Here is an 11,807-nt window from a genome sequence, read left to right as displayed (position 1 = left end):
TATCTGGCGCAACAAAGGCTTAACAGCTGTGCTTAACTGCTGCGCGTTGTCACAAGGACTTGAATACCAGCCAGTGCCAATGCCGATCCGGCAATCCGGTTGGCTCGACGGATGATGACCGGCGTGCGCAGTAGCGCGCGTGCACGATCGGCAATCCAGACATGGCCGCCAACGACCACGCACTCGACAAGGACGATGACCGATGCGAGCTTGCCGTAATCGGCCATGCCGAAACTGGCGTCGACGAACCCCGGCAGCAGCGCAAGGTAGAAAAGCGGCATTTTCGGATTGCCAAGATTGAGTGCAACCGCTGTCAAGCAGACGTTGACCAGGTTGCGCGGGCGGGTTTCTCCCGGCGCGATTTCCGGGATGACCGCCGGCTCGGTCCACAGGCGATAGGCCATGTAAATAAGATATGCGGCGCCGGCATAGCGCAAGAGTGTCATCAACAGTCCCATCTCGCTGGCAACTAGCGACAGGCCGAAAGCAGCAAGTCCGAGATAGATCAGGATGCCGATAACAGTGCCAAGGCCATAGGCGAGGCCGGACGCGGGACCATTGGCGACCGTTTTTGCAACAATGGTCATGTTGTCGGGACCGGGGGAGACGGCGAAGAGAAAGAAGGCCAATGCAAAGGCAAGCAGCGACATCGTATCCATGGCAGGCTCCGATCAAATCGTTGCCCGCAATCATTGTCTGAAATGGCTAGCGGGTCAATTGATCAAGGTCGTGAGCTTCATCCCGGCATTGAGGAAGCGGATCGGATCGACCGCTTCCTTGCCACGGCGGACTTCGTAGTGAATATGCGGTCCGGTCGAGCGGCCGGTTGAGCCGGACAGGCCAATCAGATCTCCGGCCTGAACCTGGTCGCCTTCCTTGACCAGGATGCGCGACATATGTCCGTATCGGGTCGATAATCCGTATCCATGGTCGATTTCAACCATGTTGCCGTAGCCGCCGGATACACCGGCAGTGATGATTTTTCCGGCTCCAGTGGAGTGAACTTCTGTTCCTGTCGGTGCGCGAAAATCGATGCCGGCATGCATGGCCAGGCCACCAAAGAAAGGATCAGGACGGTTGCCGAAGCGGCTGGTGATCTCGCGCCCCGGGGCCGGATTGGCAAAGGGCAGGCGCCTCGCCGTGTCGCGCACGGTCTCCAGCCTCGTCAGGGCAGCGTCGAGTGTATTCAGAGTGGCGTTAAAGTCGCGTTCGGGGCTCGGCGCGATGTAGGGGCCGCCGATTGCGTCCGTGGCGCCGTTGTCCGATTCTTCGTCCAGCTCGACGCCACTGCGCTCCAGGATCGAGGCGATTTCCGCGGCGGATTCCGTCGCTCCCGATGCCAGTGTCGCAATGCGATCCAATTGCTCGCTTTCGATGTCCTTGAGCGAAAGCGTCATGTGCGAAAACAGCTTGTCGGCACGGTCGGCGACGTTTTCGTCCGTCATCGGTACATAGCCAAGTGCGAGGTTGGTCTTGCCGGGTTTCGGCGATGCTTTCGTGCCCAGGAGTGCAGCAAACGCTTGGGTGCCGGTGGCCGCAATGGATGCTTCGTCCTTGGTGCCGACCTGAGGTCGATCCGCAGGCAGAGGGCCGTCGCTCGGCAGGCTGTCGACGCTTGCTGCTCCTTCGAGCAGTGCGTCGATTCGGCCATGGCGGGACGTCAGCGCCATCTGCTGCTCGAGCAGTTTTTCGACTTTTTCCTCGACCACCTGTTGGTCGAGCAACTGGCGCGACGTGACACGGTCCACCTGGGCGCGCAGGGATGCGATGCGGTCCTCGTAGTCATGCTGCATGCGAGCCTGGCGCGCCATGGTGGCGCCGATCAGGTTGTCGCGCAAAACGAGATATGTGGTCGCGCCGAGATAGCCGATAGACATGACACCGAGAAAGCAGAAGGTCAGCGCAGCCATCCACGGACGAATTGTCATGTGACGGATCTTGTCGCCGCTGGCGAGAATCACGACGTGCTGCTCACGGCGCTTTCCAAAGACCTGGTTGCTTGCCTTGACTGTCACGTCTGTCCCCATCGTTTCTCAGTGCCGTTTCAAGGCGCCGGAAGATGGCGAAACCGATTCACATGGCCCCGCTCGTCCATGCGTATTTACGCATAGTTAGGGTTAATAAAGATTTAGCACCGAAGGTGCCGCCTGCGTGATCAGGATGTATTTTTCGACGAAAGGGATCGGTAGAATGATGGCGTCAAACCGGCTTCGGCACGTGCAACGTCATTGAACGGCGCCTTGAGATTGCCGCGAAAGTTGGCCCGGACGAGGTCCTGGAATGTCTTTGCCGGATCGCGCTTCTCGCGAGCGCAGAGAAAGCGGAACCACTTGGCGCCGACGGCGACATGGCCTTTCTCATCCTCGTAGATGACGCTTAGGACGTCGGCGCTCTCGATGTCTCCGGTTTCGCGCATCTTGTCCTGCAGGGCGGGCGTCACATCGAGACCGCGCGCTTCCAGGATCAGCGGCACGACGGCAAGCCGGGCGGTCAGATCGTTGCGGGTGGAATGGGCCGCCTGCCACAATCCGTCATGCGCTGGCATGTCACCATAGTCCGCGCCGAGGCCGCGTAACCTATCGCGCACCATGCGGAAGTGCTTGGCCTCCTCGAAGGCGACTTTCATCCAGCCGTCGAAGAAGGAATGCGGCACTGGCTGAGAGGCGAATCGGGCGACGATGTCGAGCGCAAGATCGACGGCATTGAGTTCGATATGCGCCAGCGCATGCAGTGTCGCGATGCGTCCCGGTAGGGTGTGAAGCGAGCGCTTTTCTGTTCCTTTCGGCGGAACAAGAACCGGCTTTTCCGGCCGGCCAGGACGATCCGGCAATGCCGGGTCGAGAGGTGAGCGCAGCGACAGACGCCGCTCCTGCCAGCGGATCGCGGCCGTCTGGGCAAGGCTGGTCTTTTCGTCGAGATCGGCGCTCATGATGGCAAGCGTTGCCGCCTCGCGCAAGGAGCGGAACGGCGTTGCAGGCTCTTTCACGGGAGGGTTCATCAGAGCGATCGAGCCGCCTGGAGCACGGCTTCCGCGTGGCCTGCCACTTTCACCTTGGGCCAGATCTGGGCGATCTTGCCGGCGGCATCGATCAGCACGGTCGTGCGCTCGACGCCCATGTAGGTCTTGCCGTACATGCTCTTTTCCTTCCAAACCCCATAGGTTTCGAGCATGTGATGCTCTTCGTCCGCGGCAAGGATCACTGACAGGTTGTGCTTGGCAGCGAACTTGTCGTGGCTTTTCACGGAATCGGGGGAGACGCCGATGACTGTCGCGCCGATTTTGGCGAATTCCTCGGAAAATGCTGTGAAATCAATAGCTTCTGTGGTGCATCCCGGCGTGCTGTCCTTGGGGTAGAAATAAACAACGAGGGGCTTTCCGGCAAAATTGGAAAGAGAGGCCGTGCCGCCGCCGTTGACAGGCAGGGAGAAATCCGGAGCTGTTGTTCCAACTGCCAAATCCGTCATGGGAAAACCTTTCTTTTGCCCGCTTTTTGGGTGATTGTAGTTGTCATCGATATATAGTCCGCTGCGGAGTCGTCCAGAGCGACTTGATAGCTGCATCGATAGACGGAGACAATCACCAGGACATGTCGGATATCCGGGGCGACAAGCTACGGTTTCGCACGCGGGACATCGTGCCGCTGCATGCCCTGCCTTCGGCGCAGGTGGAGGATCCTATGATCGTCCACTGCCCGCCGCGTCGCAGCGTTGCGCGCCGTTGTCTGCGGGGTCTCATTGCGTTCATCGGTTTGTGGGTCATTGTCATAGGTGGTGTGTTTGCCGTGGTTGAAAGCGGCGCGCTCGATGCGGCCCTTGCGCAGCGCGCCACGACCGCGCTCTCCAATGCCATGGGGCCGCAATACGACGCGAAGATCGGCCGCACGGCGATCCGCTTTTCGGGTGGGCTTGATGTTACCGTCGATGCGCATGACGTATCCGTCGTCGAGGCGGCGAGTGGTCAGCAGGTGGCCATGACGCAGTCGGTGAGCTTCATTCTGGAGCCCATGGCGCTGCTGGGTGGCCGGTTTTCGGTTCGCGAAATCGACAGCCAGGGCATTTCGCTGGATGCACGACTTTTGCCGAAGCGCGAACCGATCGATCTTTCGAAGTTTCGCATCGACAACATGCCCGCAGTGCTGGAGGGCGCGTTTGGCGAACTGGACCGGATGCAGGGCTTTATCGCGCGGGGCGGGCTCGATCGCATGCGGCTGGGCGGGCTTGAGGTAGCAGCCACAAGTGCCAGCGGTCGGCCGTTGACGCTGTCCATCGACGATCTGGCGCTGGAGCGGGGCGGTGACGATTCGCTGTCGATCTTTGGTGCTATCTCGGTGAATGGCCAGCAGACCGAATTGACGGCCCTGACGACGAATGTCGGCGGCGTCGTGCGCTCCATGACCATGCGGATTGCCGACTTTCGTTTGACACCGTTTATGCTGCGGCGATCCAAGGCCGGAATTGCCCGCCAGGGTATCGATGGCTCTGCCGAACTGGTTCTGTCTGCCAAACGCGATATCGATGGGCAGAAACCGGAAATGTCGCTCGCGGTCAACACCAGGGGTGCCACATTCTACACAGACGGCCAGCCGCAGGAGATCACCAGGGCCGGTCTGAACTTCGCCTATGACTTCGGCAAGGATACGATCGAGATCGCCGATTCCAGAGCCGAGTTCGGGCCGATGATCCTGCCGCTTTCTGGCGGATTGATCGATTTGGACCGGCTGCCCGAGGGCAAGAATTTTGGCAAGGGCATCGGCATCGATCTGCTTGTCGCCCAGGGGCGTGCCGATGTGCCGTCCTCAGGTGAACAGGCCTTCCCCTTCGACATGAAGGCCTATGGCCGCTATCTCTTCGATGGCACCCTGCTGCAGTTCGATGCGCTCGATGTGTCCACGGCTGGCGGCAAGATGTACAGCACATTGCAGGTTCGGTTCGGTGGCACCGGCCCTGAAGTGAAGTTCGATGGTGTGGTCGAGAACATGAAGGCTGCAGTGGTCAAGCAGCTCTGGCCCTATTGGATTGCCGACAAGCCTCGCAGCTGGGTGCAAAAGAATATCTTTGGCGGCACGGTGTCGCATGGCGAAATTTCCGTTTTCATCCCGCAAAACCGCCTGTCGCTGGAACCTCGTCCCGTGCATCTGGTGGGCGACGAGCTGCGCATCGGTTTCGACATGGTCGATGCCCGTGTGAACCTGACCGGCGACATTCCGCCGCTGCGCGACGCTGATGCGCGCTTCGACATGATGGGCGAGCGGATCGAGGTGAAGATCAAGTCGGCCGCCTCCTATTTTCCGTCGGGCCGTATCGTGACGCTGGACAGCGGTGCGGTGACGATCGCGCATGCCTATGAGAAGCCGCTGATGGCGACCATCAATGTGGCTGTCAACGGGGCTGCGGATGCGGTTGCCGAGCTTGTGTCGTTCAAGCCGATCCAGGCGTTGCAGCGCATCGGTTTCGTCGCCGATGATTTCAGTGGCGGGGTCAAGGGCACGGCCGAAGTCACGCTCGGCCTGATCGCCGATCAAAAACCGCCATCGCCGGTCTGGAGCGCCGATCTGCAACTGGACAAGGTGGCGATCGAAAAGCCGTTTGACGGGCGTCGGATCAGCGATTTTACCGGTACGCTTGCCGTCGATCCCAGGCTGGCGCGGATCGAAGGTTCGGCAAAGATCGACGACGTGCCGATGGACATCCGCATGAGCGAGCCTGTCGAGCGGGGCTCGGAGAGCGGGCGCGAGCGGGTGGTTACGGCCAAGCTCGACAATGCCATGCGCAACAAGCTCGTGCCCGGGCTCGACGACATCATCGACGGCCCGATCGCGGTCGAACTGACCCGGCTTGGCGACAAGCGCCAGGCAGCCACGGTCGATCTGCGCAATGCCAATCTCAACATTCCCTGGATCGGCTGGTCCAAGGGGCAGGGCATCGGCGCCAAGGCGACATTCGAGCTGATCGAACAGGATGGCCAGAGCACGATCGAGAAATTTGTCCTGGATGGCGATGGTTTCGGGGCGAGCGGCGAGCTGTCCGTTGGTCCGAAAGGCCTGGTTGCTGCCAATTTCAGCAAGGTAAGGCTGGCGCCCGACGACAATCTGTCGATTGCCATCCGTCAGGCCAAGGGCGTCTACAATGTCTCTGTCTCAGGCGCTTCGTTCGATGCACGGTCGCTGATTTCCAAGCTCAAGGCTCCGGCCACGGCTGGCAAGGGCAAAGGCAAAGGCAAAGGCGATGATGTCAGTTTGCGGATCGAGGGCAAGATTGATCGCGTCATAGGCTTTGGCGGCGAGGCACTGTCGGGGGCTTCGGTGATCTACAGCGCGCGACAGGGCAAGACGACGGCGCTGGATTTCTCTGCCGTGACCAGCAGCGGACAGGCGGTCGTCGCCAAGCTTCGCCGACCGGACGGTTTTAGCGAAGTGTCGGTGACCAGTAGCGATGCCGGCGCGCTCGTGCGTTTCATCGATCTCTACAAGCGGCTGGTCGGTGGCCTGGTGAACCTGAAGCTGAATGAAACACCGGGCGGTGCCTGGGCCGGCAATCTCGATCTGCGCAGCTTTCAGGTCGATAACGAAGAACGCCTGCAGTCGATCGTCTCGACGCCGACCGGTAGCGATGGCCGCAGCCTGAACAGCGCGGTGAAGCGCAATATCGATGTCAGCTCAGCCCGGTTCCAGCGTGCGTTTGCGCGGCTGTACTACAATGCCGGGACGCTCAGCGTCGAGAATGGCATTGTCAGGGGCGACCAGATCGGCGCGACCTTCCAGGGCGTTGTGCGCGACAGCAACGGCCAGATCGATCTCACCGGCACGTTCATGCCCGCCTATGGCCTCAATCGGCTGTTTGGCGAGCTTCCCATCATCGGCGCCATCCTGGGCAATGGCCGCGACCGCGGCCTTCTGGGCATTACCTTCAAACTGACGGGCGCCGTCGAGCGACCCAATCTCGTGATCAATCCCCTGTCGATCATCGCACCCGGCGTATTTCGCCAGATCTTCGAGTTCAGATAACAAAAAACCCGCCGATGGCGGGTTTGATGCGGTCGCTGATGTGGATGCTGTTCTGTCGGATCAGACCGGGCGGACCAGGATGTGCTTCTTCTTGCCGAGCGACAGCTTGATCACGCCATCGGCAGTCACTTCGCCCGAGCCGACAACCATCTTTTCATCCGAAACGCCGGCGTCGTTCAGCTTGACCGCGCCGCCCTGGATGTGGCGGCGCGCTTCGCCATTCGAGGCGGCAAGGCCCGCCTTGACGATCAGCGCCAGCAGGCCGATGCCGGTTTCGAGCTCACCCTTGACGACTTCAATCGTCGGCAGGTTGTCCGATAGTGCACCTTCCTCGAAGGTCTTGCGAGCGGTTTCGGCTGCCTGTTCGGCGTTGCCGCGGCCATGAAGCATCGCCGTCACCTCGGTGGCGAGGATCTTCTTCACTTCGTTGATTTCCGAACCGCCGAGTGCCGACAGGCGGGCGATCTCGTCCATCGGCAGGGTTGTGTAGAGCTTCAGGAAGCGCGACACGTCGGCATCCTCGGTGTTGCGCCAGTACTGCCAGAAATCATAGGCCGACAGCATGTCCGGGTTCAGCCAGACGGCGCCGTTCAGCGACTTGCCCATCTTGGCGCCCGACGACGTGGTCAGAAGCGGCGAGGTTAGTGCGTAGAGCTGCTGTGTGCCCATGCGGTGGCCGAGGTCGATGCCGTTGATGATGTTGCCCCACTGGTCGGAACCGCCCATTTGCAGACGGCAGCCGTAACGCTGGTTGAGCTCGACGAAATCGTAGGCCTGCAGGATCATGTAGTTGAATTCGAGGAAGGACAGCGACTGCTCGCGGTCGAGGCGCGTCTTCACACTGTCGAAGGACAGCATGCGGTTGACCGAGAAGTGTCGGCCAACATCGCGCAGGAATTCGAGGTAGTTGAGATCGCGCAGCCAGTCGCCGTTGTTGATCATCAGCGCGTCCTTCTGACCTTCGCCGTAGCTCAGGTAGTTGGAGAACACGCGCTTGATCGAGGCAATGTTGCTTTCGATCGTGTCGACGGTCATCAGCTGGCGGGCGTCGTCCTTGAAGGACGGATCGCCGACCATGCCGGTGCCGCCGCCCATCAGGGAAATTGGGCGATGACCTGTCTGCTGCATCCAGTGCAGCATCATGATCTGGATCAGGCCGCCGGCATGCAGACTGGGGGCCGTCGGATCGAAGCCGATATAGGCGGTCACGGTTTCCTTGGCGAACAGTTCGTCGAGACCTGCCTCATCGGAGATCTGGTGAATGAAGCCGCGCTCGTCGAGCGTGCGGAGGAAATCGGACTTGAACTTCGTCATGACGGCCTAGCTTTCAGGTTCTGCAGTAAATTCCGTCGGCGCTTTAGCATTGTTTTTTTGAAATGTGCACCCGTTTCGACCATCAATATGCGCGATAGACGCGCAGCGATTCGGGGATTGACCCATGACGGTACTGAAAACGGCGATCGGGCTGATGAGTGGCACGTCGATGGACGGCATCGACGTGGCGCTTGTGAGGACTGATGGTGAGGCTGTCGTCGAGCGTGGGCCGTCACTCTCCGTGCCCTATGACTCTGCCTTTCGCGCGAGGCTGAAACAGGGGCTGGAGGATGCCAAGACCATCGCGGTCCGCGATGAGCGGCCGGGTGGCCTGTTGCCGCTGGAACGGGATCTGACCTTGCTGCATGCAAAAGCTGTCCGGCTTTTCGTCCGACGCTATGGACTTCGGACAGACGAGATGGACGTGATCGGCTTTCATGGGCAGACGGTACTGCATCGGCCGGATCAGGCGCTGACGGTGCAGATCGGCGATGGTGCGCTGCTTGCCCGGGAGACCGGGATCGATGTGGTTTTCGACATGCGGGCCAATGACATGGTTCATGGCGGCCAGGGCGCGCCGCTGGTGCCGATCTATCACCAGGCGCTCGCCCATCACCTGCCGCCCGAACAATGGCCGGTCTGCTTCGTCAATATCGGTGGTATCTCCAATCTGACCTACCTCGATCGCGATGGGGCGATCATCGGTTTCGACAGCGGGCCAGGCAATGCGCTGATCGATCAATGGGTCGAGGCACATGCCGGCATTCCCTATGACGAGGGCGGGCGTATCGCATCGGAGGGCAGGGTGCTCATGCCGCTCGCCGAGCGTTATCTTGCCAATCCTTTCTTCACGGCCCCCGCCCGCCGATCGCTGGACCGCAATGATTTCGTGCCACCAACGGGCAGCGAGGCTGAACTGTCGGATGGCGCGCGCACGCTTGCCTATGTGTCGGCTGCGGCCATCTTCAAGTCAGCAGAGCATCTCCCGCAAAGGCCAAAGACCTGCGTGGTCTGCGGCGGTGGTCGGCTGAACCGCATCATCATGGATGATCTGGCGCAGCTGGGGGAGCAGCAGGGGGCGAAGGTGCTGCGCGCGGAGGAGCCTGGTTTCGACGGCGATGCGATGGAGGCCGAGGCCTGGGCTTATCTCGCTGTGCGTTCTGTGAAGGGGCTGCCTCTGACCTATCCGGGAACGACCGGCGTCAGCGAGCCGATCACCGGCGGCGTGCTTGCCAGGGCGGATGCGCGGCGCATCAGGGAGCCTACAAAAGGCTGACATCCGCCGGTGTTCGGTCCCAGCGGTCGGCACGTCCGTCCTCGTAGGTGACCGTGGCATTGCGGACCTCGTCGGCATCCACACCCTCCAGGCAGCAGATCTGCACATTCCAGTAGCGGCGCCCGTCCGATGGGATTTCCACATAGGCGAAAGGATGCACGCCACAGGTCCGGCAGAAGTAATGATGTGCCACATGGCCGCCGAAGGAATAATCAGTCAGTTCCTCGCGGCCCTTTGTGATGTGCACATCGTCCGCTCCGGCCTTTGCACCCCACATGCGGTGCTTGGCGCAGATGGAGCAGTTGCATTTGACCGTGCCCAGGCTGAGATCGAGTTCCGCCTCGAACGCGACCGCGCCGCAGTGACAACTGCCATGATAGGTTCGCCGCATGGCTTGCTCCCTTTGTTATGCTGTCGCCAGCGTTTTCGCAAAGGCCGCACCGTCGCGCAAGCCGAGTTCAAAGGCATGACGCAGGCCCTTGGCATCGCCGACGGCGAATTTGCCGACCGGGAGATCCTCGCTTGGGCTGACGACCTGCCTGTTGGGCGCGTGTGGCGGCGGGCGCCCATATCGGGTGGAGAGTAACAATGTCCGGCCACCTTGATGCTCGGTTTCCGCAAGCTTGCGCAGCGGTGGGTTGTCGACCAATCCCCCGTCCAGATGAGCCACCCCACGGATTCGTCCGATCGGCATGAAGGGCGGCACGGAAGAGGTCGCCATGATTGCATCGACCAGATCCGCTGGTGTTTCGATGTCGTGGGTCGAGATCCACGCCGGCTTGAGGCCGAGATAACCGCCTGCCCTGGAATGCGCGCCACTGGTTACAGCCTTTTCGAATTGGTAGGCCGCAATCGAGCCGATCGCGGCCAGACCGCCGGGCATCCATGCCGGCGGGCGCGACACCTGGATCATGATCGGCGGGGCGGCCTTCAGGGCCGCGAGTTCGGCTGTGCCGAATTGTTCGGTGAGCAGTTGTCGAAAGAGGGCGCCGACGACCAGCGGCGACTGCCGCATGCGCAGCTTCGACCAGTCGAGACCCGGCAGACCTCTCTCGGCAAATGAAAAGGCGGATTCCCGCACTCGCTCACCAACGCCCGCCACGTTCATCACGCAATGATATGCGCCGGCCGATACGGCGACGTAATATTTCGGCTTTACCGGATGGGTGGCGTTGAGCGACTGGAAAAAGCCGCTCTGCCAGTAACAGCGGTTGCCACCGCCGGCAAAGCCGATTGCATCGAAGGTCGGATTGTCAGGCATGTCTATCTGTCGCCGGCGTGCAGTTGGGAGCTCAGTGTCGATGGACCAACTGGAACTTGCGATGCGGTTTTTGTCAATCCGACCGGCGGATGCGGGATACCCAACAAAAAAACGCCGCTCTTTCGAACGGCGTCTTCAGTTGTTTCAGAGTTGTCTGTTTACCGGATGCGTTTGGCAGCGGGTTCCGGGACCAGTTCGCCTTCGAGGCGGCGGTCGAGGTAGTCCTCGCATTCGCCCATCAGCGTTTCGACCTGGCCGTTGAAGAAGTGGTTGGCGCCTGGAATCGTCTTGTGGGTGATCAGGATGCCCTTCTGCGCCTTGAGCTTGTCGACCAGGCCCTGGACGTCCTTTTCCGGCGCGACCTTGTCGCTGTCGCCATGGATGATCAGGCCGGATGACGGGCAGGGGGCGAGGAAGGAGAAGTCATAGGTGTTAGGCTGCGGCGCGATCGACATGAATCCTTCGATTTCCGGGCGGCGCATCAGGAGCTGCATGCCGATCCAGGAGCCGAAGGAATAGCCGGCGACCCAACAGCTCTTCGAATCCGGATGCAGGCTCTGCACCCAGTCGAGCGCCGATGCGGCATCCGACAATTCGCCGGCGCCATGGTCGAACTCGCCCTGGCTGCGGCCGATGCTGCGGAAGTTGAAGCGCAGCGTGGTGAAGCCGCGCTTCTGGAACATGTAGAAGAGCTGGTAGACGATCTGGTTGTTCATCGTCCCGCCGAATTGCGGATGCGGATGCAGGATGATCGCGATCGGCGCGCTCTTTTCCTTCGAGGGCTGGTAACGTCCTTCGAGGCGACCCGCAGGGCCGTTGAAAATGACTTCGGGCATTGAGACTCCGGTCAGTAAGAATTTTGCAGTTCTGTTCCATCAATTTAGAAACCTGACTTGACGAGATCAGTCAGCTTTTCTAAAACGAAGTTTAGAATTGTTCGAAACTGGATGCT

At 60.7% G+C, this 11,807-nt stretch carries 10 protein-coding genes; 2 read left to right on the top strand and 8 right to left on the bottom strand.

Annotation, left to right across the window (positions count from 1 at the left end):
• Positions 1-32: 32 nt before the first annotated feature.
• The 4 genes from GVK95_RS06990 to bcp all read right to left on the bottom strand — a co-directional run bounded on the left by GVK95_RS06990 (position 33) and on the right by bcp (position 3,465).
• Complete coding sequence (locus GVK95_RS06990) at positions 33-659, bottom strand: LysE family translocator (RefSeq protein ID WP_159947937.1); 627 nt, start codon at positions 657-659, stop codon at positions 33-35.
• A 54-nt stretch (positions 660-713) separates the two neighbouring features.
• Complete coding sequence (locus GVK95_RS06985; protein ID WP_159947935.1) at positions 714-2,027, bottom strand: M23 family metallopeptidase; 1,314 nt, start codon at positions 2,025-2,027, stop codon at positions 714-716.
• A 128-nt stretch (positions 2,028-2,155) separates the two neighbouring features.
• Positions 2,156-2,998 carry a ferritin-like domain-containing protein gene (locus tag GVK95_RS06980; protein WP_159947933.1) on the bottom strand — a complete coding sequence of 281 codons (843 nt, stop codon included), beginning with the start codon at positions 2,996-2,998 and terminating at the stop codon, positions 2,156-2,158.
• Positions 2,998-3,465, bottom strand: a complete 468-nt coding sequence (bcp, locus tag GVK95_RS06975) for a thioredoxin-dependent thiol peroxidase (protein WP_159948592.1) — start codon at positions 3,463-3,465, stop codon at positions 2,998-3,000. The genes GVK95_RS06980 and bcp overlap by 1 nt, the downstream gene beginning before the upstream one ends.
• A gap of 122 nt (positions 3,466-3,587) precedes the next feature.
• On the opposite strand from bcp, the gene GVK95_RS06970 reads away from it, so the two are divergent.
• Positions 3,588-7,004, top strand: a complete 3,417-nt coding sequence (locus GVK95_RS06970) for a DUF3971 domain-containing protein (protein ID WP_159947931.1) — start codon at positions 3,588-3,590, stop codon at positions 7,002-7,004.
• A 60-nt stretch (positions 7,005-7,064) separates the two neighbouring features.
• Here GVK95_RS06970 and tyrS read toward each other — a convergent pair whose 3' ends face one another.
• Positions 7,065-8,318 (bottom strand): tyrosine--tRNA ligase, encoded by a 1,254-nt coding sequence (tyrS, locus tag GVK95_RS06965; protein WP_159947929.1) that lies wholly within the window; start codon positions 8,316-8,318, stop codon positions 7,065-7,067.
• Positions 8,319-8,442: 124 nt separating this feature from the next.
• On the opposite strand from tyrS, the gene GVK95_RS06960 reads away from it, so the two are divergent.
• Positions 8,443-9,594 carry an anhydro-N-acetylmuramic acid kinase gene (locus tag GVK95_RS06960; RefSeq protein ID WP_159947927.1) on the top strand — a complete coding sequence of 384 codons (1,152 nt, stop codon included), beginning with the start codon at positions 8,443-8,445 and terminating at the stop codon, positions 9,592-9,594.
• On the opposite strand, the gene GVK95_RS06955 is transcribed toward GVK95_RS06960, so the two are convergent.
• The 3 genes from GVK95_RS06955 to GVK95_RS06945 form a co-directional block, all read right to left on the bottom strand.
• The gene (locus tag GVK95_RS06955) at positions 9,581-9,985 is read right to left on the bottom strand and encodes a GFA family protein (RefSeq protein WP_159947925.1); all 405 of its coding nucleotides are present in this window, start codon (positions 9,983-9,985) and stop codon (positions 9,581-9,583) included. The genes GVK95_RS06960 and GVK95_RS06955 overlap by 14 nt on opposite strands.
• 15 nt (positions 9,986-10,000) lie before the next feature.
• Entirely contained in the window at positions 10,001-10,855 is an 855-nt protein-coding gene (locus GVK95_RS06950; RefSeq protein WP_159947923.1) for a patatin-like phospholipase family protein, read from the bottom strand.
• 158 nt (positions 10,856-11,013) lie between these two features.
• Entirely contained in the window at positions 11,014-11,691 is a 678-nt protein-coding gene (locus tag GVK95_RS06945) for an alpha/beta hydrolase (protein ID WP_007598290.1), read from the bottom strand.
• Between the last annotated feature and the right edge of the window lie 116 nt (positions 11,692-11,807).

Source organism: Rhizobium sp. 18065 (assembly GCF_902706095.1).
Classification (GTDB): domain Bacteria; phylum Pseudomonadota; class Alphaproteobacteria; order Rhizobiales; family Rhizobiaceae; genus Allorhizobium.
The sequence above is the reverse complement of the archived record's forward strand: the minus strand, read 5'-3'. Positions and strand labels throughout refer to the sequence as shown.